The 25,259-nt window shown below is 67.6% G+C and carries 26 protein-coding genes and 2 pseudogenes; 12 read left to right on the top strand and 16 right to left on the bottom strand.

Going from position 1 to position 25,259, the window contains the following annotated elements; all coding sequences use genetic code 11:
* The 3 genes and pseudogenes from ACFQDH_RS09775 (at window position 1) to ACFQDH_RS09765 (ending at window position 3,074) form a co-directional block, all read left to right on the top strand.
* Window positions 1-1,307, top strand: a pseudogene (locus ACFQDH_RS09775) (magnesium transporter MgtE N-terminal domain-containing protein).
* Window positions 1,307-1,867 (top strand): DUF1003 domain-containing protein, encoded by a 561-nt coding sequence (locus ACFQDH_RS09770; protein WP_382400779.1) that lies wholly within the window; start codon window positions 1,307-1,309, stop codon window positions 1,865-1,867. Before ACFQDH_RS09775 ends, ACFQDH_RS09770 begins: the two are co-directional and overlap by 1 nt.
* 74 nt (window positions 1,868-1,941) lie before the next feature.
* A pseudogene (locus ACFQDH_RS09765) lies at window positions 1,942-3,074 on the top strand (Mrp/NBP35 family ATP-binding protein).
* A 77-nt stretch (window positions 3,075-3,151) separates the two neighbouring features.
* Here ACFQDH_RS09765 and ACFQDH_RS09760 read toward each other — a convergent pair.
* From ACFQDH_RS09760 to sigE, 3 genes are all read right to left on the bottom strand, one after another.
* Window positions 3,152-3,526: a twin-arginine translocase TatA/TatE family subunit gene (locus tag ACFQDH_RS09760; RefSeq protein WP_382400777.1), complete on the bottom strand. Its 375-nt coding sequence runs from the start codon at window positions 3,524-3,526 to the stop codon at window positions 3,152-3,154.
* A 66-nt stretch (window positions 3,527-3,592) separates the two neighbouring features.
* Window positions 3,593-4,297, bottom strand: coding sequence for a zf-HC2 domain-containing protein (locus tag ACFQDH_RS09755; RefSeq protein WP_382400775.1), 705 nt, complete (start codon window positions 4,295-4,297; stop codon window positions 3,593-3,595).
* Between the two features lie 32 nt (window positions 4,298-4,329).
* On the bottom strand, window positions 4,330-4,965 hold the full coding sequence (sigE, locus tag ACFQDH_RS09750; RefSeq protein ID WP_382400773.1) for an RNA polymerase sigma factor SigE: 636 nt from the start codon (window positions 4,963-4,965) through the stop codon (window positions 4,330-4,332).
* A gap of 200 nt (window positions 4,966-5,165) precedes the next feature.
* Between sigE and ACFQDH_RS09745 the strand changes: the two genes are divergently transcribed.
* A complete protein-coding gene (locus ACFQDH_RS09745; protein WP_382400771.1) occupies window positions 5,166-5,798 on the top strand; it encodes an O-methyltransferase in 633 nt (210 codons plus the stop codon).
* 83 nt (window positions 5,799-5,881) lie between these two features.
* Here the strand turns inward: ACFQDH_RS09745 and ACFQDH_RS09740 are convergent, their stop codons facing one another.
* Entirely contained in the window at window positions 5,882-6,049 is a 168-nt protein-coding gene (locus ACFQDH_RS09740; protein WP_325548752.1) for a DUF3117 domain-containing protein, read from the bottom strand.
* 229 nt (window positions 6,050-6,278) lie between these two features.
* On the opposite strand from ACFQDH_RS09740, the gene ACFQDH_RS09735 reads away from it, so the two are divergent.
* The 3 genes from ACFQDH_RS09735 (at window position 6,279) to ACFQDH_RS09725 (ending at window position 9,021) form a co-directional block, all read left to right on the top strand.
* Window positions 6,279-7,082: an enoyl-CoA hydratase/isomerase family protein gene (locus ACFQDH_RS09735; protein ID WP_382400769.1), complete on the top strand. Its 804-nt coding sequence runs from the start codon at window positions 6,279-6,281 to the stop codon at window positions 7,080-7,082.
* Window positions 7,083-7,243: 161 nt separating this feature from the next.
* A complete protein-coding gene (locus ACFQDH_RS09730; RefSeq protein ID WP_382400767.1) occupies window positions 7,244-7,675 on the top strand; it encodes an NfeD family protein in 432 nt (143 codons plus the stop codon).
* Window positions 7,675-9,021 carry an SPFH domain-containing protein gene (locus ACFQDH_RS09725; protein WP_382400766.1) on the top strand — a complete coding sequence of 449 codons (1,347 nt, stop codon included), beginning with the start codon at window positions 7,675-7,677 and terminating at the stop codon, window positions 9,019-9,021. Before ACFQDH_RS09730 ends, ACFQDH_RS09725 begins: the two co-directional genes overlap by 1 nt.
* 57 nt (window positions 9,022-9,078) lie before the next feature.
* Here the strand turns inward: ACFQDH_RS09725 and ACFQDH_RS09720 are convergent, their stop codons facing one another.
* The 6 genes from ACFQDH_RS09720 to dapE are packed head-to-tail and all read right to left on the bottom strand — an operon-like array spanning window position 9,079 to window position 13,576.
* Window positions 9,079-10,362 (bottom strand): hypothetical protein, encoded by a 1,284-nt coding sequence (locus ACFQDH_RS09720; RefSeq protein WP_382400764.1) that lies wholly within the window; start codon window positions 10,360-10,362, stop codon window positions 9,079-9,081.
* Window positions 10,359-10,976, bottom strand: a complete 618-nt coding sequence (locus ACFQDH_RS09715; protein ID WP_382400762.1) for a DNA-3-methyladenine glycosylase I — start codon at window positions 10,974-10,976, stop codon at window positions 10,359-10,361. Before ACFQDH_RS09715 ends, ACFQDH_RS09720 begins: the two co-directional genes overlap by 4 nt.
* A complete protein-coding gene (locus ACFQDH_RS09710; protein WP_382400760.1) occupies window positions 10,936-11,385 on the bottom strand; it encodes an SRPBCC family protein in 450 nt (149 codons plus the stop codon). The genes ACFQDH_RS09715 and ACFQDH_RS09710 overlap by 41 nt, the downstream gene beginning before the upstream one ends.
* Before the next feature lie 7 nt (window positions 11,386-11,392).
* The gene (locus ACFQDH_RS09705) at window positions 11,393-11,689 is read right to left on the bottom strand and encodes a DivIVA domain-containing protein (RefSeq protein WP_382400758.1); all 297 of its coding nucleotides are present in this window, start codon (window positions 11,687-11,689) and stop codon (window positions 11,393-11,395) included.
* A gap of 34 nt (window positions 11,690-11,723) precedes the next feature.
* On the bottom strand, window positions 11,724-12,479 hold the full coding sequence (locus ACFQDH_RS09700) for an LOG family protein (RefSeq protein WP_382400756.1): 756 nt from the start codon (window positions 12,477-12,479) through the stop codon (window positions 11,724-11,726).
* 32 nt (window positions 12,480-12,511) lie between these two features.
* Window positions 12,512-13,576: a succinyl-diaminopimelate desuccinylase gene (dapE, locus tag ACFQDH_RS09695; RefSeq protein ID WP_382400754.1), complete on the bottom strand. Its 1,065-nt coding sequence runs from the start codon at window positions 13,574-13,576 to the stop codon at window positions 12,512-12,514.
* Between the two features lie 92 nt (window positions 13,577-13,668).
* Between dapE and dapD the strand changes: the two genes are divergently transcribed.
* The 3 genes from dapD (at window position 13,669) to ACFQDH_RS09680 (ending at window position 16,764) form a co-directional block, all read left to right on the top strand.
* Window positions 13,669-14,607, top strand: coding sequence for a 2,3,4,5-tetrahydropyridine-2,6-dicarboxylate N-succinyltransferase (gene dapD, locus ACFQDH_RS09690; protein WP_382400752.1), 939 nt, complete (start codon window positions 13,669-13,671; stop codon window positions 14,605-14,607).
* A 32-nt stretch (window positions 14,608-14,639) separates the two neighbouring features.
* Entirely contained in the window at window positions 14,640-15,743 is a 1,104-nt protein-coding gene (locus tag ACFQDH_RS09685) for a hypothetical protein (protein WP_382400750.1), read from the top strand.
* Between the two features lie 88 nt (window positions 15,744-15,831).
* The gene (locus ACFQDH_RS09680) at window positions 15,832-16,764 is read left to right on the top strand and encodes a lipase family alpha/beta hydrolase (protein ID WP_382400748.1); all 933 of its coding nucleotides are present in this window, start codon (window positions 15,832-15,834) and stop codon (window positions 16,762-16,764) included.
* A 198-nt stretch (window positions 16,765-16,962) separates the two neighbouring features.
* Here ACFQDH_RS09680 and ACFQDH_RS09675 read toward each other — a convergent pair whose 3' ends face one another.
* The 3 genes from ACFQDH_RS09675 to fdxA form a co-directional block, all read right to left on the bottom strand.
* Window positions 16,963-18,258: a citrate synthase gene (locus tag ACFQDH_RS09675; protein ID WP_382400746.1), complete on the bottom strand. Its 1,296-nt coding sequence runs from the start codon at window positions 18,256-18,258 to the stop codon at window positions 16,963-16,965.
* Between the two features lie 101 nt (window positions 18,259-18,359).
* On the bottom strand, window positions 18,360-19,466 hold the full coding sequence (dapC, locus tag ACFQDH_RS09670; RefSeq protein ID WP_382400744.1) for a succinyldiaminopimelate transaminase: 1,107 nt from the start codon (window positions 19,464-19,466) through the stop codon (window positions 18,360-18,362).
* Window positions 19,467-19,478: 12 nt separating this feature from the next.
* The gene (fdxA, locus tag ACFQDH_RS09665) at window positions 19,479-19,805 is read right to left on the bottom strand and encodes a ferredoxin (protein WP_325548767.1); all 327 of its coding nucleotides are present in this window, start codon (window positions 19,803-19,805) and stop codon (window positions 19,479-19,481) included.
* Window positions 19,806-19,887: 82 nt separating this feature from the next.
* Between fdxA and ACFQDH_RS09660 the strand changes: the two genes are divergently transcribed.
* Together ACFQDH_RS09660 and ACFQDH_RS09655 are read left to right on the top strand one after the other, a co-directional pair.
* Complete coding sequence (locus ACFQDH_RS09660; RefSeq protein ID WP_382400742.1) at window positions 19,888-20,919, top strand: GNAT family N-acetyltransferase; 1,032 nt, start codon at window positions 19,888-19,890, stop codon at window positions 20,917-20,919.
* A gap of 150 nt (window positions 20,920-21,069) precedes the next feature.
* Window positions 21,070-22,032, top strand: a complete 963-nt coding sequence (locus tag ACFQDH_RS09655; RefSeq protein ID WP_382400740.1) for a hypothetical protein — start codon at window positions 21,070-21,072, stop codon at window positions 22,030-22,032.
* A gap of 109 nt (window positions 22,033-22,141) precedes the next feature.
* On the opposite strand, the gene ACFQDH_RS09650 is transcribed toward ACFQDH_RS09655, so the two are convergent.
* From ACFQDH_RS09650 to ACFQDH_RS09640, 3 genes are read right to left on the bottom strand one after another with little or no spacing between them, the layout of a single operon-like run.
* A complete protein-coding gene (locus ACFQDH_RS09650; RefSeq protein WP_382400738.1) occupies window positions 22,142-23,884 on the bottom strand; it encodes a VanW family protein in 1,743 nt (580 codons plus the stop codon).
* Window positions 23,881-24,381 carry a flavin reductase family protein gene (locus ACFQDH_RS09645; RefSeq protein WP_382400736.1) on the bottom strand — a complete coding sequence of 167 codons (501 nt, stop codon included), beginning with the start codon at window positions 24,379-24,381 and terminating at the stop codon, window positions 23,881-23,883. Before ACFQDH_RS09645 ends, ACFQDH_RS09650 begins: the two co-directional genes overlap by 4 nt.
* The gene (locus ACFQDH_RS09640) at window positions 24,368-25,258 is read right to left on the bottom strand and encodes a PIG-L family deacetylase (RefSeq protein ID WP_382400734.1); all 891 of its coding nucleotides are present in this window, start codon (window positions 25,256-25,258) and stop codon (window positions 24,368-24,370) included. The genes ACFQDH_RS09645 and ACFQDH_RS09640 overlap by 14 nt, the downstream gene beginning before the upstream one ends.
* Between the last annotated feature and the right edge of the window lies 1 nt (window position 25,259).

The raw sequence follows: 25,259 nt of genomic DNA, 5'->3' as shown, positions 1-25,259 counted from the left end.
GTGAGCAGCCGAGTTTTCGTAGCCCGGATCGCCGGACTCACCGTGCTGGACCCCTCGGGGACCGCGTGGGGAGGGTCCGCGATGTCGTCATGACCTTCGGCGGCTCCGAACCTCGAGCCATCGGGCTGGTCATCGAAGTGCCCGGCAAGCGCCGCGTCTTCGTGCCGATGACCCGCGTCACCAGCGTCGACGCCGGCGCGGTCATCACGACCGGCCTGGTCAACATGCGTCGTTTCGAACAGCGCGCTGGTGAAACGCTTGTGCTGGCAGAGCTTTTCGATCGCCGGGTGCAGGTCCGTGAATCCGACGGGACGTTCATCGGGCTGGTCGAGGACATCGCGATCGAGCAGAACCTGCGCCGCGACTGGGTGCTGGTCAAGGTCTTCGTCCGTCATGTCGACGGGGTCTCCCCCGCTTCGAAGGCGATGTCGCGTCTCACCCGTCGACGCAGCGGCAAGACCATGCTCGTCGACGCACGCGACGTCACCGGGCTGCATCAGCAGGCCAGTGCCCAGAGCGCCGAGCGGCTGCTCGAGGAGTACGAAGACCTGCGGGTCGCCGACCTCGCCGAGGTGATCCACGACCTCAACCCCAAGCGGCGTGCCGAGGTCGCTGCCGCGATGGACGATCACAAGTTGGCCGACGTGCTCGAGGAGTTGCCCGAGGACGACCAGATCGAGATCATCGCCGGCTTGGACACCGAGCGGGCCGCCGACGTGCTGGAGGCGATGGAGCCGGACGACGCCGCGGACCTGCTGTCCGACCTGCCCTCGGAGCAGGCCGAGCAGTTGCTGCAGCTGATGGAGCCGGACGAGGCGGCACCACTGCGGCGTCTGCTGTCGTATGACGAGAACACCGCCGGCGGCCTGATGACCACCGAACCGGTCGTCCTGGGTCCGGAGGCCACCATCGCCGAGGCGCTTGCCGTCGTGCGCCGCGAAGAGCTCGCACCAGCGCTGGCGTCGGCGGTCTTCGTCAGCCGTCCGCCGCTGGAGACACCGACCGGGCGCTTCATCGGGCTGGTCCACACCCAGAAGTTGCTGCGCGAGCCGCCGCAGACCGCGCTCGGCACGATCGTCGACAAGACGATCGAGCCGGTGGGCGTCGAGGCACCCCTGGGCGAGGTGACGCGGCAGCTCGCGACATACAACCTGGTGAGCATGCCGGTGGTCGACGAGGCCGGGCGGCTGCTCGGCGCGGTCACGGTCGACGACGTGCTCGACCACATCCTGCCCGACGACTGGCGCGAGGCCCGGCACGATCCGCGGCCGTCCGACGCCCCGGCCACTGATGAGGAGGTCGTCTGATGGCCGACCGCGACGACGAGCGTCGCAAGGGCCGGCGCCGGCGGGAGTCCGCGCGCATCGACCAGCCCCGCGAGGCAGAGCGCCGGTGGCTTCCGCGTGCCTCGATGGACTCCGACACCTTCGGTAGCTTCGCCGAGGACTTCGCGCGATACATGGGCACGGCGCGGTTCTTGGTGTGGATGACGATCTTCGTGATCGTGTGGATCACCATCAACCTGATCGGCCTGTTCGGGCTGAGGTGGGACCCCTATCCGTTCATCCTGCTGAACCTCTTCTTCTCCACTCAGGCGTCATACGCCGCGCCGTTGATCCTGCTCGCCCAGAATCGCCAGGACGACCGCGACCGGGTCACCCTGGAGGCCGATCGAGCCCGCGACGAGCGCAACCTGGCCGACACCGAGTTCCTCACCCGGGAGGTCGCGTCGTTGCGACTTGCCATGCGCGACACCGCAACACGCGACTTCGTCCGCTCCGAGCTGCGGTCCTTGCTGGAAGAGATGGAGGACCGCGGCTACCTGCGAGCCTCGGAGCCACCGGACGACGAGACAGCATCCGCCTAGTCCGCGGTATGACGCGGGTCACACCGGCTTGACCGGTCCGCGACCGGGAAAGGCCGCGACCTACCATGGATCACATGCCCACCCCTTCGCTGGACGCCATTCAAGCTGCACTGGCCGATGTGCAGGATCCCGAGATCCACCGGCCCATCACCGAACTCAACATGGTCGAGTCCGTCGACATCGCCGACGACGGCAAAGTCACCGTGACCATCCTGTTGACGATCTCCGGCTGTCCGATGAAGACGCGGCTGCAGACCGACACCACAGCAGCGGTGAGCAAGGTCGAGGGCGTCACCGCGGTCGACGTCCGCCTCGGTGTCATGTCCGACGAGCAGCGCAAGGCGCTGAAGGACCAGCTGCGCGGCGGTCAGGCCGAGAAGGAGATCCCCTTCGCCAAGCCGGGTTCGCTGACTCGTGTCTACGCGGTCGCCTCCGGCAAGGGCGGCGTCGGCAAGTCGTCGGTCACCGTCAATCTCGCTGCAGCGCTTGCGGATTCGGGCCTTCGCGTCGGTGTCGTCGACGCCGACATCTATGGCTTCTCGGTGCCTCGCATGCTCGGCGTCGAGCGCCGTCCGACCCAGGTCGACGACATGATCCTGCCCCCGGACAGCCACGGCGTGAAGGTCATCTCGATCGGCATGTTCGTGCCCGGCAACCAGCCGGTCGTATGGCGTGGGCCGATGCTGCACCGCGCACTTCAGCAGTTCCTGGCCGACGTCTTCTGGGGTGACCTCGACGTGCTGCTGCTCGACCTGCCGCCGGGCACCGGCGACATCGCCATCTCGGTCGCCCAGCTGATCCCGAACGCCGAGATCCTCGTGGTCACCACCCCGCAGCAGGCGGCTGCAGAGGTCGCCGAGCGCGCCGGCGCGATCGCGTTGCAGACCAAGCAGCGGGTCGCCGGCGTCATCGAGAACATGTCCTGGATGGAGCTGCCCGACGGCACCCGGCAGGAGATCTTCGGCAGCGGTGGCGGCCAGCAGGTCGCCGAGTCGCTGACCCGGTCGATCGGTGCACCGGTCGAGTTGCTGGGTCAGATCCCGCTGGACGTGTCCCTGCGCGAGTGCTCCGACAACGGCAGACCCGTCGTGCTCGAGCACCCGGACTCCCCGCTGCGGTCGCGTTGCGCGGCATCGCCAAGGGCCTGGGCACGCGGTCCCGCGGTCTCGCCGGCCGCCCGCTCGGCCTCACCCCAGCCGGCCGCTGAGCAATCCGAACGCGAAAGGCCCGACCGATCCGGTCGGGCTTTTCGCGTTCGTTGTGCTGCGGACTGTGGCCGCGATGTCAGGTTGCGTCGAAGTCGAACGGGGTGGCGCGGTCGGGGTCGAACTTGTGCGGGTCGTATGCCGGGCCGGCTGCCATCTGCGGCACATCGGCGTCGCCGTCGTCAGTGTCCGGGTCGGGCTCGGGGTCGAACAGCGCGTCCCGGACGATCTTGCGCGGGTCGTACTGACGCGGGTCGTAGGCGCGCCAGTTGATGTCCTCGAACTCCGGACCCATCTGGTCCTTCAGTTGCGCCTTCGCACCGTCGGCCATGTCCCGCAATTGCCGGATATAGCCGCGAAGCTTGCCGACATACTCGGGCAGCCGATCGGGACCGATCAGGGCAGCGGCGAGCGCGACGAGAATCAGGAACTCCCACCCGCTGATGCCAAACATGTCCTCGATACCTTTCGCGCTGAAGTTAATTCTAAACAGACGCAGGCGGCGTGTTCTGCCCGGCGTTCAGGGGGAACTTGCGACTCGTATGCCGATGCAGAACACGCTCGATGCAATGCCGCCGCCGATTCTCGCACCCGCCCGGGGGCCGGGTGGCGGCGACCGGCAGATGAATGCTGCCGACCACCGATCAGGGGTCTGACGCACCGCAACCTGGGCGAACATCGGCATCTCGTGGGTCAGCGTCCCGCTGACCTTGTCGCGCCGCTTCGTGGCATCGGCGGTCTTGGGTGCAGACACGTTGCGCACCAGCCCAACGCGATCTTGCGTGCCGGTCCGAGGGTTGTCAGGACCCTGCGCGACACCGGTCGCGGTCGAAGCAACGAGCGCAACACCGACGCAGCCGGCGACTGCGAAAAGTGCGAAGGCCATCGACTTGCGCGCCGACTGGTATTGCGGTGGCGCGCTGCACATCACCACGGCGGGCGACGGGCGCGGCGCGACAGCGGGCCGACCCGCTGTCGCGGAGTCGCCGACCGGTGCGTCCGGACCTGTCGACGCGAGGGACAGCAGCCCAGCCATCAACTGCTGGTGCCCACCGGAGTCGAAGCTGACGGTGCGCAACTGCTCGATGATCGCCCGCTCCTGCTGCACGGCGTAACGGCAGTGCTCGCACACCATCAGGTGTATGTCGGCACGGCACGCCTCGTCCGCGGAGAGCATGCCATCAACGTAATCGGCGACGCGCTCACCCAGGTGATCATGCTGCACGCCGCGAGCGAACTGGTCACGCGCGAAGGACATCACCGGGTAGCTCCAGCGGGGGCCAGAGCCGGCAGGCTCGGGCGGGTACGGCCGGCAGGGCGGTTCTCCGGTGCACGGTGCGCGAGCGCTTCGCGCAGCTGCGCACGTCCACGGTGGATACGCGACCGCACGGTGCCCAGCTTGATGCCGAGCGTGGCGGCGATCTCCTCGTAGGACAGTCCTTCGATGTCACACAGCACCACGGCGGCTCGGAAGTCCGGAGCCAGTGCGTCCAGGGCGCGCTGCACATCGTCGTCGAAGTGCGCATCGGCATACAGCTGCTCGGGACTGCCGTCACGGCTGGGCAGGCGAGCGGCGGCGTCGTCGGCGAGCGCGTCGAAGCGGATCCGCTGCTTGCGGCGCATCTTGTCCAGGAAGACGTTGGTGGTGATGCGGTGCAGCCACCCCTCGAACGTCCCCGGGCGGTAGGAGTGCAGGGAGCGGAAGACCCGCACGAAGACGTCGTGGGTCAGGTCCTCGGCGTCGTGCACATTGCCGGTGAGCCGGTAGGACAGGCGGTAGACGCGCGCCGAGTGCTCGGTGACGATCTCCTCCCACGTAGGCGGCTCCCACCCCGGTGGCGCCACATCGGGAACCTCGGTCTTGACTGCACCCCGCAGCAGTTGGTCGGTCATCGCTCGGCATTCCATCTCGTGTCGTCGACCTTGCTTCTGACGGCCCATCCTGCCGGATGGACCTGTGGCCCTGCTGTGCCATTTCTGTCACGCGGGACACGTGCATCGGTCTCTCCGAATGGTCAACGAGCGATGATCGGGAATCGTTACCGCAGGCACCGGACTAACCCATATCTGACGCGGTCGACTAGGTTCGTGGCATGTCTTCACAGCGTGCGGCCAGCTGGGGGTACGCCGAGGAATTCGTGCCCGAGCCCGAGGTCGTCGAACGAGCCCGGGTGCGCGGCGAACAGCTCGGCTGCACCCCCATTGGCGCAGGCACCGGACCGGCCCTGCGGGTGCTCACCGCGGCGACCCACGCCAAGGCGGTCGTCGAGGTCGGCACCGGAGCCGGATCCTCCGGCTTGTGGTTGCTGGCCGGTATGCCGGCCGACGGCGTGTTGACGACCATCGACATCAAGGCCGAGCACCAGAGCGCCGCTCGCCAGGCCTTCGCCGACGCCGGCCACGCGTCGGCTCGCACCCGGATCATCACCGGCAACGCGCTACAGGTCATGGGCCGACTGGCCGACCGCAGCTACGACGTGGTGTTCGTCGACGCGCACAAGCCCGACTACCCCGCCTACGTCGAGGCCGCCGCCCGGCTACTGCGCACCGGTGGGTTGCTGCTGATCGACAACATGCTGTGGCACGACACTGTCGCCGACCCGGCGGTCCGCGACGAGACGACGGTGCTGCTGCGCAACCTCGGCAAGCAGCTGCGCGACGACCCGGACTGGACGACCACGATGCTCCCGGTCGGCGACGGCTTGTTCGCAGCGGTGAAGCACTGAACCCTCGTCATACGAACGACGAACGGCCGCCAGCACTTTCGTGCAGGGCGGCCGTTCTCGTGCAGTGCGAGGCTTACCCCGCGTCAGCCGATGCAGCCGTCGATGGCCTCACCGAGTGCCGCGGCCTCCTCGGCGTTCATCTCGACGACCAAGCGGCCACCGCCCTCGAGCGGCATACGCAGGAGAATGCTGCGGCCTTCCTTGGTGACCTCGAGAGGCCCGTCTCCGGTCCTCGGCTTCATTGCCGCCATCGGCTTTCCCCTTCCGTCCGCGTGGCTAAAATCCTCGGCCGCACCAATGCCACGCGGTGCTTACATCGCCGGTCTTCCGGCGGGTGCGACCAACAGTCCTGCTCATTATTTCAGTTTCCGCGGCGCAGAGGGAAATCCTCTTCCCCGGATACGCTGCACTTCGTCCCCCGAACGCGTCGTTCGCAGCCGGGTGATGCGTCCATCCGCACCTCGAAGGAGACCCACGCGCATGACTGATTCCGCCGCCAGCACACCCGTTGTCACCGAGCGGACCGACGGTGTCGCAACGGTGCGGCTGAACCGCCCCGACGCGATGAATTCGCTGAACATCGCCACCAAGGAAGCGCTGCTGGCAGCCTTGCGGGACGTCGCGGCCGACGAGACCGTGCGGTGCGTGGTGCTCACCGGGACCGGGCGGGCGTTCTGCGTCGGACAAGACCTGAAGGAGCACGTCGGTCTGCTCGCCGAGGGTTCGGACGCGCTCTTCAGCACGGTGCCCGAGCACTACAACCCGATCGTCACGTTGCTGTCCACGATGGACAAGCCGGTCATCGCCGCGGTCAACGGGGTCGCGGCGGGCGCTGGTGCGGCGTTCGCGTTCGCCGCCGACTTCCGGATCCTGGCTGACACCGCGGGGTTCAACCTGGCCTTCACCGGCATCGCCCTGTCCAGCGACTCCGCATCGTCCTTCTGGCTCCCGCGACTGGTCGGTGTCGCGAAGGCCAAGGAGCTGCTGCTGATGCCGCGAACCGTGCGCGCCGAGGAGGCGCTCGAGCTCGGGCTCGCCACCGAGGTGGTGCCCGCGGCCGAATTCGACACTGTCGTGCAGGAACTCGCGCACACCCTGGCCGCCGGCCCGACCAAGGCGTATGGCGCCATCCGTCGTGCCGTGGAGTTCTCCGCGACGCACACGCTGGCCGAGTCCCTGGCGCACGAGGCGGAGCTGATGACGGCCACCGGCCGCACCCAGGACCATCGCGCCGCCGTCGATGCGTTCCTCGCCAAGGAGCAGCCGGTCTTCGAGGGTCGTTGAGTTCTCGGCAAATTGGTTGGGTTACTGCAATTTGGTAGCCGGGGTCCCCGCGAAGTATTCGGGGGAGCGAAGCGGAGGAGAAACTTCGTGGGGTGGCGCGAATTGCCTACACGTGTGATGGGGGCCACATCGCCGAACGCCATACATGAAAGACTTCAGTCATGGCAGCGCTGATCTGGTTCGCGGGCGGGGTGTTGCTGGCTGCCGCCGAGGCACTCAGCGGCGACTTCGTGCTGCTGATGATCGGTGGCGGTGCGCTGGCCGCGGCGCTCGCGTCCTTCCTGGGCGCACCACTGTGGCTGGCCACGATCGTCTTCGCGGTGGTTTCGATCGGGCTGGTGTTCGGCCTGCGCCCGGTGCTCAAGCGACACCTGCTCAGCACACCGACGACGCCCACCGGCATCGACGCACTGCGCGGCCAGGAGGCCACCGTCTTGCAGGCCTTCGGCAACGACGGCGGCCGGGTGCGCATCGGCGGAGACGTCTGGACGGCACGGCCGGCCGACGAGAATGACACGTTCCGCACTGGCGAGAGCGTGATCGTCCAAGACATCGACGGCGCAACGGCCGTCGTGAAACGGGGAGATGACTGATGCCAGTCCTGATAGTTGTTGCAGTGATCGTGATCCTGGTGATCGCGATCGTCGCGAAGTCGGTGGCTCTGATACCGCAGGCGGAAGCCGCGGTGATCGAGCGACTCGGCCGATACACCAAAACGGTGTCCGGTCAGCTGACGTTGCTGATGCCCTTCGTCGATCGGGTGCGCGCGCGCGTTGACCTGCGTGAGCGCGTCGTGTCGTTCCCGCCGCAGCCGGTGATCACCGAGGACAACCTGACGGTCAACATCGACACGGTCGTCTACTTCCAGGTCACCGAGCCCCGCGCCGCGGTCTACGAGATCAACGACTACATCGTCGGTGTCGAGCAGTTGACAACCACGACGCTGCGCAACGTCGTCGGCGGTATGACGCTGGAGGAGACGCTGACCTCCCGCGAGACCATCAACGCGCAGTTGCGCGGAGTGCTGGACGAAGCAACCGGCCGTTGGGGCCTGCGCGTCGCCCGAGTCGAGCTGAAGTCGATCTTCCCGCCCCCATCGATCCAGGAGTCGATGGAGAAGCAGATGAAGGCCGACCGCGAGAAGCGGGCGACCATCCTGGCGGCCGAGGGCCACCGGGAGGCAGCGATCAAGTCGGCCGAGGGTGACAAGCAGAGCCGGATCCTGTCCGCAGAGGGCGCCAAGCAGGCCTCGATCCTTGCAGCCGAGGGCGAGCGGAAGTCCCAGGTGCTGCGCGCCGAGGGTGAGCGCGCCGCCAGATACCTGCACGCACAGGGCGAGGCCAAGGCGATCGAAAAGACGTTCAACGCGATCAAGGCCAGCAACCCGACACCGGAGCTGCTGGCCTACAAGTACCTGCAGATGCTCCCGGAGATGGCAAAGGGTGAGGCCAGCAAGGTCTGGGTCGTGCCCAGCGACTTCGGCTCGGCTTTGCAGGGCTTCGCCAAGTCCTTCGGCGCACAGGGCGACGACGGCACGTTCCGCTACGAGGCACCCGCCCCCGAGGAGCGTGCTCCGGTCGAGGACGACGACGTCGCCGACTGGTTCAAGCTGGAGCGCGACCCGGTCGTGGCGCAGGCGGTCGCCGACGCGGAGGCCGTCGCACGCACGACGACCGATCTGGACGAGGCCCGACTCGCGCGGTCGCACCGCCCCGCTGTCCCGAACTCGGAGCCGGAGGCAGAGCCGACACCGAATGTCGAGGCCACGCAGGCCAACCCGCAACTACCCGCGCAGGATGAGCACCAGCAGATCTCCGGTCCTCCGCCCGGCTACCCGCCGCAGGGTGTGCAGCTGCCCGGGCACCAGCCGCAGGCTGCCCCGCAGCCCCCGCCGCCGGTCCAGCCCGGACAGCAGGACCCGAACGGCCCGCAGCAGTAGGGCACATCGCGAAAGAGGGCGTGGATCCATCGGATCCACGCCCTCTCGTCATACGCGTCAGATGGGGTCGCCGCTCGAATGACGCAACACCAGCAGGGTCCAGCACCACCAGACCTGCCAGCCGAGCCCGAGGCCGACCCAGATGAACGTCCGCCAGCCGACCAGGAGCCGCTGCGCCTGATCCTTCCAGCCCGCCCCGACGAAGACGATCAGGATCGGGAACATGAAGAGCAGGTAGCGATAGGTGCTGGTCCAGGCGTCCAGGACCGCCAGCAGGTAGAACGCGTAGGCGAGCAGCCAGGTGCGCATGATCGGGCCCATCGCGTCGGCCCACGGGCCGATCGTGATCAGCAGGAAGCCCAGGATCAGGATCGTCAGCAACAGCCCGGCCATGAAGCCGTTGCCGAAGAGTTGGTCGAAGTTGGCGATCCACGGCTGGAAGTAGACGATGTTGCCGTCGCTGCGCCAGGACGCCATGGTGTCGGTGTAGGCCCCGGCGACGCCCGTCCGCCAGGCCGCGATCGCCGGCCAGATCCCGCCAGCGATGCCGCAACTGACGAGCATGCCGACCATCGCGATCCATTCCGGACGCCTGATCGGTCGCTCTTCGCGCCCCTTCCACCGCAGCCAGACCGCGACCAGCGCGACCACCCCCAACGGCACGGCGACCGGACGGGCCAGCCCCGTCGCCAGCGCGGCGAGCCCGGCCGGCCACCACTGCCCACGTTGCAGGGCCAGCAGCGCACCGATCAGCAACACCAGGCCGAGTGACTCGGTGTAGGTCATCTGCAGCACCGGCGACGGCGGCGACGCGGCGAAGACACAGACCACACAGAACGCGACCACCGGACCGACCTTGTCGCGCACCAGCACCGCCATCATGCCGACAGCCAGCGCCCCCAGCGCCAGCGACAGCAGGGACCCGACCACCGCGAACGAGCCGCCGGTCAGCGTCATCAGCAGCCGGACCATCCCGGGATACATCGGGTAGAACGCCCACTGGTTCTGCTGGACGACTCCACCGACCTCGGGCAGCTGCGACGGGTAGCCCTGCTCGACGATCGTTTGATACCAGCGGCCGTCCCACACGTGGGTCATCAGCCAGTAATCCTGGTGATTGTCGGAGTAGAAGATGAAGCCTGGATTCTGCTGCGAGGCGACCAGTTGCATCACGACGGCCGAGAAGATCCGCAGCACGAGGTATGCCGCCACGACGCACACCAGGAGCCGGCGCTGCAGGAGGTCGACACCGCGCACGCGCCATACCTGCAGCCGTGTTGAAGGGCCGTCTGGCTTCCGATCCTGTGTCGTATCAGTCGAATTCGTGGTCGTTGTTGTCATGAGGTCCCCCGGAAACAGCCGACAAAGTGGTCATCGACCAAGCCGCACGCCTGCATGGCGGCATACATGGTGGTCGGACCGACGTGCGCGAAGCCGGCCTTCTTCAAAGCCTTTGCCAATGCGACGGATTCCGGTGTCTGCGCCGGAACTTCGGCAAGCGTGCCGGGCCGTTGATGGGCCGCAGGCGCGTGCGACCAGACGAACTCGTCGAGCCCACCGGACTCGCGCAGCCGCAACACGGCCTGCGCGTTCGTGATCGCGGCGTCGATCTTGCGCCGGTTGCGGACGATCCCCGCGTCCTGCATCAGCCGCTCCACGTCATCCGGTCCGTATGACGCAACGACCTCCGCGTCGAAGTCGGCGAAGGCAGCTCGGAACGCAGGACGCTTGCGCAGGATGGTGATCCACGCCAGGCCGGACTGGAACGCCTCGAGGGTGATGCGTTCGTAGAGCGCTCGCTCGCCCCGGACCGGCACTCCCCACTCGCTGTCGTGGTAGGCGCGATAGTCGTCGCTGCCGTCGGCCCAGCCGCAGCGCGCCATACCGTCGGGTCCGATGATCAGGGCCGCTCGCTCAGCCACGCTCGGCCTCCCGGACCATGCCACGCACCACATGCCGATAAAGGGGTATGGCGCTCACCTTCGCCACCGGGGCGACCAACCGGCGCAGCCGCTCGGGTGCGGGACCGACGTCCGTCGTCCAGCGCAGCCGGGAGCCGGAACCGGCCGGCTCGACCTCCAGCACCGCCCGGCCACCGAGCACCCGACCGACCTTGCGCAGCTCGCAGGTGCCGCGCTCACCCGGTGGTTCCCAGCACGTGACGACCATCCGGTCGTGCAGGCGCAGCGGGCCGAAACCGGTCGTGGCGTGCAGTCGAACGCCGACGCCGGGGTCGGAATCAGTGGGGTCGGCGCGCACGGTCGTCAACGGGAAGAACCGACCGTGGCCGGACCAGTCGGTCGCGACCTGCCAGAGCCGGGCCACTGGCGCGGTCGACTCGCGCGAGACCACTACGTCGGACACGTGGCGCTCAGTCGCGCACGGGCCGCGCGGGTTCGCCACGCAGCATCGCGATCTCGTCGTCGCGCGCCTGCAGCTCGGCGCGCAACCGGTCGAGCACTTCGTCGACCTGGCCCATGCGGTAGCCGCGCAAGGTCTGGTCGAAGCGCACCTGCTCGACGTCCTCGGCCGTCACGAGGCCGCGCGGCAAGGACTCGAAGGGCGATGTCGTCGTCGGGTCCTCCAGGTGGGTGCCGAAGTGGCCGAGGATCGCGAAGACGACCAGACCGATCACGACGACCAGGAGGGCTATGAGGAAGACCAGCACCCGCTCAGACTAACTGTCGCCCAGTAGGCCCGCGCTACTCCGGACGGGCAGCACCGAGGTTCTCGCCGTCGGAGGTGATGATCCGCACCGCCTCGGCCGGCTCGTCCACGACCTGCAGCCGGCGCAGGTCGGCCTCCCCGACCATGCCCTCGGCATACAGGGTGTCCTTGATGAAGCCCAGCATCGGCGCCCAGAACTTGGTGCCCAGCAACACGATCGGGAAGCTGGTGACCTTCTGGGTCTGCACCAGCGTGACGGCCTCGAAGAGCTCGTCGAGCGTGCCGAAGCCGCCGGGCAGCACGACATACCCCTGCGCGTATTTCACGAACATCGTCTTGCGCGCGAAGAAGTAGCGGAAGTTGACGCCGAGGTCGACATACGGGTTGAGCCCGGCTTCGAAGGGCAGCTCGATGCCGAGTCCGACGCTGGTGCCGCCCGCCTCGTGCGCGCCCTTGTTGGCCGCTTCCATGGCGCCCGGTCCGCCGCCGGTGATGACCGCGTAACCGGCGTCGGCCAGCAGCCGGCCGACCTCGACGCCCTTGGCGTAGTAGTCGCTGTCCGGTTTGATCCGCGCCGATCCGAAGACACTGACGGCGGGTCCGATCTCGGCGAGTGTGCCGAAGCCCTCGACGAACTCGGCCTGGATCCGCATCACCCGCCATGGGTCGGTATGCACCCAATTGGTGTCCTGCGACTGGTCGAGCAGCCGCTGATCGGTGGTCGTTGACGGGACGTGGCGGCCGCGCAAAGTGGTCGCACCCTTCCGGTATGCCTCGGGCTCGTTGGTCACGCCGTCAATCTCTCACACGCCCACCCCAAGGATCAGCGCAACCAGCGGGAGAGCGCGGCGAAGGCGTCGGTGATCTGCTGCTCGGGGCAGCGCTCGTCGTCGGTGTGCGCGAGGTTGGGGTCACCGGGCCCGAAGTTGACCGCGGGCACGCCGAGCGCGGAGAAGCGGGCAACGTCGGTCCAGCCCTCCTTGGCCGTGACCGGCAGGTCGAGCGCCTCGACGAACGACGCCGCGGCCGGCGTGTCCAAGCCGGGCCGGGCGCCGGCCGCGCAGTCGCCGAGCGTGACGTCATACCCACTGAAGATCGCGCGCACATGCGCCACGGCCTCCTCGGCGGACTTGTCCGGAGCGAAGCGGTAGTTGACGGTCACCACGCATCGATCGGGTATGACGTTGCCGGCGATGCCGCCGCTGATCCCGACCGCGTTGAGCGCCTCGTGGTAGTCGAGCCCGTCGACGTTCACGGTCTCGGGTTCGTATGCCGCCAGCCGCGCCAACACCTCCCCGGCGTCGTGGATCGCGTTGTGGCCGTTCCACGGCCGGGCGGAGTGCGCGCTGATGCCCTTGGTGGCGACGTCGACCCGCAGGGTCCCCTTGCAGCCGCCCTCGATGCCGCCGTTGGTCGGCTCGAGCAGCACCGCGAAGTCGGCAGCCAGCCAGTCGGGGTGGTCCGCGGCGATCCGACGCAGGCCGTTGAACTCCTCCTCGATCTCCTCGCAGTCGTAGAAGACGAACGTCACGTCGCGGGTCGGCTCGGTGATCGCCTGTGCGACCGCGAGCTGGACGGCGACGCCGCCCTTCATGTCAGTGGTGCCGCGCCCGGCCAGCAGGCCGTCCACCCGCTTGGTCGGCAGGTTCGGCGGGTCGGTCAGCGGGACCGTGTCGAGATGACCGGCCAGCACAACGCGCTCGTCGCGTCCCAGGTCGGTCCGCGCGACGATCGTGTTGCCGTCCCGGTCGACCCGCAGCTGCGGCAACGTGCGCAACGCATGCTCGACGGCATCGGCGATCTCCAGCTCGTCACGACTCACCGACGGTATGTCGACCAGGTCCGCGGTGAGGTCGACGACATCTCGGGTCAGGTCCAGTTCCGCCATACAACGATCTTCGCCTATGGCGGGTCCACCGTGTGGAGCGAGTCCACGACCGGGTCACCGGAATCCTTCAGGTCGTCACCTACGCTTGCCCCATGACTGACTCCCCGCGCGCCGCTTGGGGCTACGGCCTCGCAACAGAGACGTTCGACGGGGAACTGCTGGACACCTGGTTCCCCGAGCCCCGGCTGGGCCAAGCGCCCGCCGACGACCCGTATGCCGAGCCCGCCGCTCTCGCAGCGCTCGTGCGCGAGCACCCACGTCGCGACGTCCGCACCCGCACCATCCGGGTCGTGATCGACCTCGACACCCCGCCCGCCGACGCCCCCGACGCCTACCTGCGACTGCATCTGCTCAGCCATCGGCTGGTCCTGCCGAACTCGATCAACCTCGACGGCATCTTCGGGGTTCTGAACAACGTGGTGTGGACCAACTACGGTCCGTGCGCGGTCGGCAACTTCGAGCAGACCCGGCTTCGGCTACGACTGGAGGGGCCGGTGCAGGTCCACAGCATCGACAAGTTCCCCAGGATGACCGACTACGTCGTGCCGTCCGGAGTGCGCATCGCCGACGCCGACCGGGTGCGCCTGGGCGCGCACCTGGCCGAGGGCACGACGGTCATGCACGAGGGCTTCTGCAACTACAACGCCGGCACGCTGGGCACCTCAATGGTCGAGGGCCGGATCGTGCAGGGCGTCGTCGTCGGAGACGGCTCCGACATCGGTGGCGGTGCGTCGATCATGGGCACCTTGTCCGGCGGCGGCACCCAACGGGTGTCCATCGGCCGTCGCTGCCTGATCGGTGCCGAGGCCGGCATCGGCATCGCGCTCGGCGACGACTGCGTCGTCGAGGCGGGCCTCTACGTCACTGCCGGCACGAAGGTGACGCTCCCCGATGGCGCCGTCGTGAAGGCGCTCGAGCTGTCCGGACAGGACGGGTTGCTGTTCATCCGCAACTCCACGACCGGTGTGGTCGAGTGTCGCGCACGCAAGGGCCACGGCATCGCCCTCAACGACGCACTGCACGCCAACTGATCGCCCCGAGAGAAGCTGCGAACCCGACTCCGATGCCCCTGCGCCGCAATCGTGACAACAACCCCGGTGACCGCGAGGTCCATCGGTTGTATGGCGCCCGCGCCGATGCCGGCAACGCCTCCGAGGAGGATGCCCGGCCGGCGCGTTATGCCCAGCACGGCGAGCGCTTCGCGCACGACCCGGAGGAGTACGACGACGGCCAGGTCGACGGTCTCGACCCGGAGGACTCGGAGTGGGCAGGCTTCGGCGAGGACAGCTTCTTCGATGAGGAGCACCGCCCGCGTGGCCCGATCCGGCGCACGCTGGGCTGCCTGATTCCGATCGCCCTCGTCGCCGGGATCGCTGGTGGCGGCTACCTCGCCTACCAGCACCTGGTCGACAACTTCGGCTCGACATCGTGCAAGTTGGTCGCCAAAAGCTATGACTACCAGTGGGATCCGGACCAAACACAGTCGGCATCCACGATCGTCGCGGTCGGGGTCTACAAGAAGGGCGTGCCGGCGCGTGCGGCGATCGTGGCGACCACGACCGCCATACAGGAATCGAAGCTGCGCAATCTCGCGTATGGCGACCTGGACTCCCTCGGCCTGTTCCAGCAGCGCAAGAGCCAGGGCTGGGGCAGCGCCGCGCAGATCCAGGACCCGGTCTACTCCAGCGGCTCGTTCTACAACGCGTTGCTGCAGGTCCCGAACTGGGAGACGATGCCGATCGGCGAGGCCGCCCAGGCGGTGCAGCGCAGTGGCTTCCCCGACGCCTATGCCCAGCATGAGTCGGAGGGCGACGTCATCACGGCGGTGATGACGGGCTCGACCCACGAGGCGATCGGCTGTCGGCTGGACCCGGCGAAGCAGAACGGCTCCCCCGCCCAGATCGCGCAGCAGCTGAGCGACGAGAGCGGCCTTAACGCGACGGTCAAGGCCAATTCCGTGGATTACCAGGCGAAGTCGGTCAACGGAGCGTTCGCTGTCGCGTCGTGGGGCGTCGCCCACGCCGACTCCGACAACATCACCGCAGTCACGGTCGGCGACCGCGCTTGGGAACGTCACCGAGGACGCGACGGTTGGAGTTGGCACGCCGCGAAGCAGCCGACCGGCAGCCCGACGGCAGTGCGCATCGACGTGGAGACCGGCAAGTAGCCCAGAAGCTACTGCCCTGCGAAACCCACTACCTACTCAAACGTAGGTAGCGTGAGTGTGACCTGCCTCACCCTCATGGAGGATTCACATGCGTCTCACCCGCACCACCTCATTGTCGCTGGCGTGCGCCGGCACCGCAGCAGTCCTGTTCGCCGCTGCCGCAGCACCGGCCGCTCATGCCACGTCGACGCTGCCCGTCGGTGGTCTGGGCGAGGCCGCAGCCGGTTACGCGTTCCACCCGGACTCGTCTCCCGGCGTCAATGACTGGAGCTGTCAGCCGAGTGCGGCCCATCCCGACCCCGTTGTACTGCTGCCCGGCACCTTGGCCAACATCGGCGCCAACTTCGTCGCCCTGGCACCCATGTTGAAGAACGCCGGCTACTGCGTCTACGGCACCAACTTCGGCATGACCTGGCTCTCAGCCGGCGGCCGGGTCGGCGGCCTCGACACCGAAACCACCTCGGGCAACCAGGTTTCGGCGTTCGTCGACAAGGTGCTCGCCTCCACCGGCGCGCAGAAGGTCGACATCGTCGGGCACAGCCAGGGCGGCTCGATGGGCGTCAACTACCTGAAGCTGCACGACGGCGGCAACAAGGTCGGCACGTATGTCGGCTGGGCCCAGAGCTCGAACGGAACGACCCTGTCCGGGATCGTGACCGCTGCCCAGGCACTCGGCGCGCTCGGCATCGCCAACGTCGGTATCGCCGCGTTCGGGGCGCCTGGCGTGCGCGATCAGGAGGTCGGCTCGGCATACAACACCCAGACGGCGGCGATCCCGCTCCCGCAGGGACCGAAGTACGTGACGATCCAGACCACGCACGACCAGGTGGTCACGCCATACGCCACCCAATCGATGCCCGGCGCACAGAACATCGTGCTGCAGAACCTGTGTCCGAACGACCCGACCGGTCACGTCGGTCTCTTCCTGGACAGCCCCACGCTGCAGCTGACGATGAACGCGCTCGGTGGCGGGCCGGCGGACTTCCAGCCGTCCTGCACCGGCTACGGCCCGGCACTCTAGCCACCCCACGAAGTTCTCCTCCGCTCCCCTGCACCCAACGAAGTTCTCCCCCGCTTCGCTCCTCCGATACTTCGCCGGGACCCGCAGCCCCGATACTTCGCGGGGACCCCGACTCCCTTGTGAAAGCCATCTCGGGCAATACGCACGAAAACGCCCGGCACCTCACGGCGCCGGGCGTTCTTGTGTGTCAGTGCGAAGTCATCGCTTGTCGGCGGCGACGAAGTCGCGGGCGCCCTCACCGATGTAGATCTGGCGCGGACGGCCGATCTTGGTGGCCGGGTCCTCCATCATCTCGCGCCACTGGGCGATCCAGCCCGGCAGGCGCCCGATGGCGAAGAGCACGGTGAACATCTCGGTCGGGAAGCCCATGGCCTTGTAGATCAGGCCGGTGTAGAAGTCGACGTTCGGGTAGAGCTTGCGCGAGACGAAGTAGTCGTCCTTGAGCGCGATCTCTTCCAGCCGCATCGCCATCTCGAGCTGCGGGTCATTGACCCCCATCTTCTTGAGGATCTCGTCGGCCGACTTCTTGACGATGGCGGCGCGCGGGTCGTAGTTCTTGTAGACGCGGTGCCCGAAGCCCATCAGCTTCACACCGGTTTCCTTGTTCTTGACCTTCTCGACGAACTTGTCGACGTCGCCGCCGAATTCGTTGTCGATGCTGTCCAGCATCTCCAGGACGGCCGCGTTGGCGCCGCCGTGCAGCGGGCCGGAGAGCGCGTGGATGCCGGCCGAGATCGAGCCGAACAGGTTGGCGTGGCCGGAGCCCACCAGACGCACGGTCGAGGTCGAGCAGTTCTGCTCGTGGTCAGCGTGCAGGATGAACAGCTGGTCCAGGGCCTTGGCCACGACCGGGTCGATGTCGTAGTCCTCGGACGGGAAGCCGAACGTCATACGCAGGAAGTTCTCGACGAGGCTCAGCTTGTTGTCCGGGTAGAGCGTCGGCTGGCCCTGGCTCTTCTTGTGGGCGTAGGCCGCGATCGTCGGCAGCTTGGCCAGCAGTCGCACGGTCGACAGCTCGATCTGGTCGCGATCAGTGATCGACAACGAGTCCTGGTAGAAGGTGCCGAGCGCGGACACGGCCGCCGACAGCACCGACATCGGGTGTGCGTCGCGCGGGAACGCCGCGAGCAGGGACTTGAGGTCCTCGTGCAGCATCGTGTGGCGACGAATGCGCTCGGTGAACTCCTCCAACTCGGTCGGAGTCGGCAGCTCACCGTAGATCAGCAGGTAGGAGGTCTCGATGAAGGTCGCCTTCTCCGCGAGCTGCTCGATCGGATACCCGCGGTAACGCAGGATGCCGGCGCCACCGTCGATGTAGGTGATCGCCGACTTGCAGGAGGCGGTGTTGACGAAGCCGACGTCGAGGGTGACGTTGCCGGTCTCGCCCAACAGCTTCGAGATGTCGTAACCGTCGTTGCCCTCCGTTGCGGGGACGACCCCGAACTCGAGGGTCTTGTCGCCCGCCTGGAAGGTGGCAGGAGCCTGGTCAGTCATATTTGCTTTCCGTCCTTATGCGTCAACCGGCTTCACTGCCGGGAAAGTCAGCAAATTCGACGGTACCTCAGGGTCTGACCCCGGCCACCTGCGACCCCGTGTCAAGAAATCAGTCTCTTTGCAGCAGCGGAAATTCGCTCATCGGTCGCGGTGAGCGCGATGCGCACGTGCTGTGCGCCGGCCGCCCCGTAGAAGTCGCCGGGTGCCGCGAGGATGCCCTGAGCGGCCAGGTCGTCGATGCTCTCGCGGCACGGCTTGCCCTGGGTCGCCCACAAGTAGAGACCGGCGTCGGAGTAGTCGATCTGCCAATCTGCTTTCAGCAGAGCGGTTTTCAGCTCATCACGACGCGCTGCGTAGAGCTGCTTCTGGACGACGACGTGCTCGTCGTCCTGCACCGCCGCATGTATGACGCGCTGCACCGGCCACGGCACGATCATCCCGGCGTGCTTGCGCACCTGCACGAGGCGCTGGACGAGATCGGTGTCGCCTGCGACGAAGCCGGCCCGGTAGCCGGCCAGATTGCTCTGCTTCGACAGCGAATAGACCGAAAGCAGGCCTTCGTGACTTCCGCCACAGATGCGGTCATCCAGGATGCTCGGGGTCGTCAGACCGTCCGGTTCGTCTCTCCAGTCCAGCTCCGCGTAGCACTCGTCACTGGCCACGATCACGCCTCGCTGACGCGCCCAGGCAACGACCTTCTTCAGATGGTCGACCGGCAACACCTGACCGTGCGGGTTGGCGGGAGTGTTGATCCACAGCAACTTCGGCGCCATCGGGCCGAACTGCAGCAGGCTGGCCGCGGCGCGCGGCTTCGCTCCGGCGATGCGAGCGCCGACGTCATACGTCGGGTAACCCAACTCAGGTATGCCGACCGACGTGCCCGCGCCCAGGCCCAGCAGAGTGGGCAGCCAGGCGACCAGTTCCTTGGTGCCGATGGCGGGCATGACCGAGTCGGGGTCGACACCCGAAGCGTTGCGACGGCGCGCGAACCAACCGGAGATCGCTTCCCGCAGGTCAGGAGTCCCCCACACCTGCGGGTAACCGGGTGCGTTCGCAGCCGCCACCAGGGCGTCCTGCAGCACCTTCGGGGTCGGGTCGACCGGCGTGCCGACCGACAGGTCGACGATGCCGTCGGGGTGTGTGGTGGCCTTCGCCTTGGCACCCGCCAGGGAGTCCCAGGGGAAGTCGGGCAGGTCAGCGACGGGCATGCGCGGAACGCGTCACTCGTCGTGTTCCTGCGGCGGCAGGGCGGCGATCAGCGGGTGGTCGTAGTCGATGACGCCCATCTTCGCGGCGCCGCCCGGGCTGCCGATCTCGTCGAAGAACTCGACGTTGGCCTTGTAGTAGTCAGCCCACTGCTCCGGGGTGTCGTCCTCGTAGTAGATCGCCTCGACCGGGCAGACCGGCTCACACGCTCCGCAGTCCACACACTCGTCGGGTTGGATATAGAGGCTGCGCTTGCCTTCGTAGATGCAGTCGACCGGACATTCTTCGATGCACGCCTTGTCCTTGAGGTCGACGCACGGCTGTGCAATGACGTAGGTCATACGAAAGGTCCTCCTGCTGCGAAGCATGCGTGGCCGCATGTCGACGGCCGGTGGGTCAATATCTGACATCTATTATGCCGACGTGCCTTCCGAGTCGGTCAGTCAGTCTCACCTCACCGAACTCTTGGTCATCGGAAGACGCGTCGTGCTGCGTTCCCGGCTGGCGCTCGGCGACTCTGAGCCCGGCGGTCCGACCCTCACCGACACCCTCGGCGAGGTGATGTCGGTCACCGACGAAGAGGTCGTCGTCGACACCCGAAATGGCCCGGTGACAGTCGCGCGTGCCAGCATCATGCTGGCCAAACGCGTCCCGCCCCCGCCGCCCCGCAGGGCACCCCGTGCACACCCGAACGCCATCAGCATCGACGAGCTCGAGGAGCTCGCGGTGGACGGGATGCCGCCGCTGGAGTCGGCGCACATCGGCGACTGGCTGCTGCGCGCGGCGGACGGTTACACCGGGCGCGCGAATTCCGCTCTACCCCTTGGCGATCCGGGCGTTCCGGGCGTGGCTGCCGTCGAGCAGGTCGTCGCCTGGTACGCCGAGCGCGACCAACCTGCGCTCGTGCACTTGCCGCACGGGACCGGCGCAGACCCGACGGCTTCGCCTCTGGGAACCCTTCTGGCGAAACAGGATTGGCGCTTCTTCCTGCGCACGTTGGTGATGACGAAGGTCGCGTCCGATGACGAACCCGCGCAGGGTGACGCGAAGACTGCAGACGTGCGGATCGAGGTGTCGGACGACCCGACGGACGACTGGTGGCACACCGCGTCGCCGCGAGCGCTCGACCACCGCGACACCCTCGGCCGGATGCTGGAGCGCGTTCGGTCTGCGGCATACCTCACGGCATACCTCGACGGCCGGCCGGCCGGGCACGGGCGGCTGGTCTTCACCGACGGCTGGAGCGGCATCTTCGACATACACACCGATCCCGCCGTTCGCGGTCGCGGCATCGCCCGCGCACTGATGCGCCGGGCCGAGCGGACCGCAATCGACCGGCGAATCCCGTTGCAATACCTGCAAGTTGCCGCCGACAACGAGTCGGCAGTCGGTCTCTACCGGTCGCTCGGGTGGCAGGTCCACCACGAGTACCACTACGCGACTCCGGAAGTCTGACGCCCTGATTCGCACTCCCTCACGGAGTCTGACGCGCCGATTCGCCGGCGACGGTCGAATTGCGCCGTCATTCGTGAATCGCGCCGTCACACTTCTGCTGGCACCTGTGGACAACCGCTGAGGAACCCGCCGCGCTGCCACCATGCATCGATGGCACACGAACCACTGCGTGAGCGCGAGATCCACAGCGTCGGACGACTGCGGCGGGCCGGCATCGCACCGTGGGCGTCCACCGCCCGCGGCACGGGCGCATGGATGCGCATCCGCCCGGGCGAATATCTGGACAAGGAGCGCTGGCACACTCTGACACCGCTCGATCGGCACCGGGCTCTCGTCGTTGCGACCGTTCGCCGGATGCGCGAGCCCCTACCGATGTTGTCCCATTTCGCCGCGGCAGCGCTGTGGGGTATGCCGATCATCGGCCCGTGGCCCGATCGTGTCGACGTCATGATGGACGCGTGTGCTGCCGGGTCCAGCACACTGGTGCGCCGACACCGGGTGTCGTGCCTGCCCGAGCCGTCCCTGCTCGGGTCAATCCCGGTGACCTCACCTGCCCGGACGGTGATGGATCTCGCGCGCAGCACGCAGCTGGCGTCCGCGCTCAGCGCTGCCGACCGGTCGCTGCGGGACGGCCTCTGCACCTACGGCGATCTGGACGAGGAGTTGCTCGCCATACCCAAACGCGGACCAGGACGACGCGGCGCACATGTGGTCTGGTTGCTGGCGGATCCACGTTCGGAATCGCCCGGCGAGTCGTTGAGCCGCGCGCGCATGTACGAGTCGGGCCTGCCGCAGCCCGACCTGCAGGTGCCGCTGGAGGATGCGCAGGGCCGGTTCGGCCGTGCCGACTTCGGCTGGCCCGGTCTGATCGGGGAGTTCGACGGGCTGCGCAAGTACCGCGCGACCGGGGACGCAGGTGACACCGCGAGTGAGGAGATCGTCATACGGGAGAAGCTGCGCGAGGACAGAGTCCGCCGCACGGGCGCGGGTGTGGCGCGCTGGGTGTGGGCAGAGGCGTTGCACGGCGCTGGACTCGTCCGGGCGCTCACGGCTGCCGGATTGTCCACCGACGACTCGGCAGAGTGGATACGCCGAACGCCCTTTGAGTGGTGAATCCAGCGGACGCGCTCGGCTCCATGACGACCATGACGCCCGGATTCACCGCTGACGACGGAATTCGACCGTCAGTGGCGGATCCTGCCGTCAGAGTCGGGTGGGTGGGTCAGTTGCAGGTGACGCGCACGGCGGGCACGTAGTGGGTGGTCAGACTTTCGTTCTTGACGACCTTGCCCGAGAGGTCCTTCACGATGCGCGTCACGGTGACCTTGAAGCCGTTCTCCGGCGCCTGCGGGATGCACTTGGCGCCCTTGAGGTGTCTGGCCGGGCCGGGCTGGTCGATGTCGAACTTGCCGCTCGTGCTGGACGACACGGAGAACGTCTTCACGCCGTACAGGCGTATGACGGACGCGTTGCCCTCGATGCCGGCCTGGATCCGGATCGGATGGCCGGTGTCGTTGGTCCACTTGTTGTCGATGCTCGGATCCAGCATGGTGGCTTCCCGGCCCATCGGATAGCGCGGGATCCAGTAGGCGTGCGCGGTGTGTTCGACCAGCTTGACGCCGGCGAAGAACGTCGCGTTGTAGAGGGTCGTCGACACCTGCGAGATGCCGCCGCCCATCCCCGGGACGTCGATGCCGCCCACCAGGATCGGCGCGTCGACGTAGCCGTGCGCCGCGTCGAACGGGCGCAGTGTATTGAGCAGCGAGAAGGTCTCGCCGGGTTGCACGACCAGACCATTGATCTTGGACAGGCCGACGCGGATGTTCTCGGTGCGGGCGGCGTTCTCCGCACCGGTCGGGAACACCGAGACGAACTCCGAGATCTTCTGATCGCCGACCTTGGTCTTCTTCAACTGCGCCGCTGTGACCGTCGGCTTCACCGGTTTGGTCGGCAGCGACATCGTGCGGTCTGGTGCGGTGAGTGCGGCGACCAGCAGCTTGCCGGCACCGCTGGTGTCCGGTGCGGTGCCGTCCTTGGCGGGCACCACACTGCTCTTGGTGCCGACGATTTTGAGCTTCGCGTTGATCGCAGGGGTGGTCAGATCGGCCGCCCGCTTGTCGAGCAGGCCGGCCAGCGCGGCCTCGTCGACCTTCGGTTTCAGGGTGCTGCCGTCAAAGGTCGTGGACAGGACACCGGAGATGTCCTGGGGCGCGAGCGTTGCCTTCTTGCCGCCGACCTGCACAGTGACCGGTCCGGACATCGCCGGGTCGGCGAACTCCTTGGTGTAGCGCGCAACCTCGGCGTCGGTGAGGGACGCGGGCTGCTCGGAAATGGGCGCCGTGTAGTCCTTGATCCTCGGCCAGCCCGCGGCGATCTTCGTCGCGATCGCCTTGGCGTCGACCCCCTTGCCAGGAGTCGACTTGGTGCTGACGACCTTGCCGTCGACGAACTTGACCGTGCCGTTCTTGGGAGCGCCCTCGAGAGTCTGGGACACCGTGTCGACCGCGTGCTGCAACTTCTTGCTGTCGACACGCGGGGCGACGTTGCGATGCGGCCCGTCGCCGGTCAGCCGATGCCACATGGTCGAGGGGTTCAGGGAGAAGCCGCTCAGCCCGTCGATGGTGCCCTCGGTGTCGATCGACAGCCCCGATGATGCCGGCTCGAGGGTCAACTTCCTGTCCCCGGAGCTGATGATGACCGGCGCCTTGACCTGCTTGGCCGCGGCCGCCTCAATCTCCGCCTTCGCGTCGGACGCACTCATGCCGCCGACCGACTGGCCGGCGACGGTCGTGCCGTGCTGGATCTTGCCGGACTGCCAGGACGCCAGCCCGACATACGCGCCCGCCAGGACGACAACTACCGTCGGCCCGCCGATCAGCAATGCCTTGCGCAGGCGACCTCTTGTCGCGCCGCTGTTGTTCTCATCGCCGCCTTCGCGGCCCCCACCCGATGCGTCTGTGCTCAACGTTGTACTCCAAATGCGCCCCGGTAGTAGATCAGGGCATCCCCTGGCCTATCTGCAATCGAGACCGAGCGTACGTCCCCGATCACCAGAGTGTGGTCCCCTGCCGTGACCGTGTCGTAGGTGTGACATTCCAGCGTGCCGAGCGCGTTGTCCAGGAGCGCCATACCGGTCTGCTCACCGCGGTGGAACGCAACCCGCTCCAGTTGGTCGTGCAACGGACGTCCACGCGTCGACAGCCAGGCGGCCGTCTTGCGCTCGGATTCGGGCAGCAGGCTGACTCCCCAGGCACCTGCCTCGATCACCGCATCGTGGAAACGCGCCTCGCGCTCGACACTGATCACCATCAGCAAAGGCTCCAGCGACACCGACATGATCGCGTTGGCCGTCATCGCGTGGTCGATGTCGCCGATCCGCGTCGTGACGACGGAGACGCCGGTGGCGAATCGGCCCATGACTTGCCGATAGGCGTCGGGATCAACGGGCTCAGGCGCGTTCATCCGCTGCTCGCTCACGGCTCCAGCCCCGTATGCCGCAACTGCTCCGTCTCGACAGCCATCGGCTCCCCGACCCCGGGTCGATCCGCTGGAACGCCTCGCGTGCCGCCAGCCGGGTCGCGACGTTGTTGGACAGCGTGTAGTAGCCGTCGTAGACGCTGACCTGGGTGCGATGCCGCTGCAACGCGGCGACCTGCCTCTCCAATGCCGCGCCATCGACGACGGTGTGCGTGACGGCCGCGTCGTCGACCACACTGGGCAGGAAGGTCTCGTCCGGAGCAGGCACGACCACCTCAGGCCGCGTGGCGTGTATGGCGAGCCACGCGCGGTCCTCCACGGCCCAGCTGCGGGGCGTGACCACCGTGTAGAAAGCCGGCCGATCCGGGAGGCTCGCCACCGCGGCCGCCGTCGCCTGGTGCGTCCGGATGTGATCCGGGTGGCCGTAACCACCGTGTGCGTCATACGTCACGACGATGTCCGGCTCCGCCGCTCGCAGGTATGCCGCAACGGCGTCGCTTGACACGGCCAGGTCCGCCCCCGCGAACGCCCGCGGGTGCGCTGCGGAAGGCGTGCCCGCCATACCGGAGTCGCGATAAGCGCCGTCGGCCAGCACGGTGACTGTGCTGACGCCGAGTTCCTTGACAGCAGAATGCAATTCGTCCCGGCGAAGATCGGCCAATGGATCAGCGGCATCCACGGCGCGGGGCTGGTCGGCCGGCAGCTGCAGGTGACGCAGCTCCGCGGGGATGACCTCGCCCTCTTCGCCGAGGGTGCAGGTGAGCACGTGCACGTCATCGCCGCGCGCCGCGTGGTGCGCGATCGCGAGCCCGGTCCACAACGACTCGTCGTCGGGGTGGGCGTGAACGAAGACCAGCCGCATG

This window comes from Flexivirga alba (genome assembly GCF_042661025.1).
Lineage (GTDB): Bacteria > Actinomycetota > Actinomycetes > Actinomycetales > Dermatophilaceae > Flexivirga > Flexivirga alba.
The sequence above is the reverse complement of the archived record's forward strand: the minus strand, read 5'-3'. Positions and strand labels throughout refer to the sequence as shown.

Excerpts from the sequence above, each read along its gene's own strand:
- dapC (WP_382400744.1), bottom strand. The coding sequence starts at position 19,466 with ATGCCCGTCGCTGACCTGCCCGACTTCCCCTGGGACTCCCTGGCGGGT.
- ACFQDH_RS09675 (WP_382400746.1), bottom strand. The coding sequence starts at position 18,258 with ATGACTGACCAGGCTCCTGCCACCTTCCAGGCGGGCGACAAGACCCTC.
- ACFQDH_RS09640 (WP_382400734.1), bottom strand. The coding sequence starts at position 25,258 with ATGCGGCTGGTCTTCGTTCACGCCCACCCCGACGACGAGTCGTTGTGG.
- ACFQDH_RS09725 (WP_382400766.1), top strand. The coding sequence starts at position 7,675 with ATGCCAGTCCTGATAGTTGTTGCAGTGATCGTGATCCTGGTGATCGCG.
- ACFQDH_RS09735 (WP_382400769.1), top strand. The coding sequence starts at position 6,279 with ATGACTGATTCCGCCGCCAGCACACCCGTTGTCACCGAGCGGACCGAC.
- fdxA (WP_325548767.1), bottom strand. The coding sequence starts at position 19,805 with ATGACCTACGTCATTGCACAGCCGTGCGTCGACCTCAAGGACAAGGCG.
- ACFQDH_RS09745 (WP_382400771.1), top strand. The coding sequence starts at position 5,166 with ATGTCTTCACAGCGTGCGGCCAGCTGGGGGTACGCCGAGGAATTCGTG.
- dapE (WP_382400754.1), bottom strand. The coding sequence starts at position 13,576 with ATGGCGGAACTGGACCTGACCCGAGATGTCGTCGACCTCACCGCGGAC.
- ACFQDH_RS09680 (WP_382400748.1), top strand. The coding sequence starts at position 15,832 with ATGCGTCTCACCCGCACCACCTCATTGTCGCTGGCGTGCGCCGGCACC.
- sigE (WP_382400773.1), bottom strand. The coding sequence starts at position 4,965 with ATGACCGACCAACTGCTGCGGGGTGCAGTCAAGACCGAGGTTCCCGAT.
- ACFQDH_RS09715 (WP_382400762.1), bottom strand. The coding sequence starts at position 10,976 with ATGTGGTGCGTGGCATGGTCCGGGAGGCCGAGCGTGGCTGAGCGAGCG.
- ACFQDH_RS09770 (WP_382400779.1), top strand. The coding sequence starts at position 1,307 with ATGGCCGACCGCGACGACGAGCGTCGCAAGGGCCGGCGCCGGCGGGAG.
- dapD (WP_382400752.1), top strand. The coding sequence starts at position 13,669 with ATGACTGACTCCCCGCGCGCCGCTTGGGGCTACGGCCTCGCAACAGAG.
- ACFQDH_RS09655 (WP_382400740.1), top strand. The coding sequence starts at position 21,070 with ATGGCACACGAACCACTGCGTGAGCGCGAGATCCACAGCGTCGGACGA.
- ACFQDH_RS09685 (WP_382400750.1), top strand. The coding sequence starts at position 14,640 with ATGCCCCTGCGCCGCAATCGTGACAACAACCCCGGTGACCGCGAGGTC.
- ACFQDH_RS09740 (WP_325548752.1), bottom strand. The coding sequence starts at position 6,049 with ATGGCGGCAATGAAGCCGAGGACCGGAGACGGGCCTCTCGAGGTCACC.
- ACFQDH_RS09645 (WP_382400736.1), bottom strand. The coding sequence starts at position 24,381 with ATGAACGCGCCTGAGCCCGTTGATCCCGACGCCTATCGGCAAGTCATG.
- ACFQDH_RS09720 (WP_382400764.1), bottom strand. The coding sequence starts at position 10,362 with ATGACAACAACGACCACGAATTCGACTGATACGACACAGGATCGGAAG.
- ACFQDH_RS09730 (WP_382400767.1), top strand. The coding sequence starts at position 7,244 with ATGGCAGCGCTGATCTGGTTCGCGGGCGGGGTGTTGCTGGCTGCCGCC.
- ACFQDH_RS09760 (WP_382400777.1), bottom strand. The coding sequence starts at position 3,526 with ATGTTTGGCATCAGCGGGTGGGAGTTCCTGATTCTCGTCGCGCTCGCC.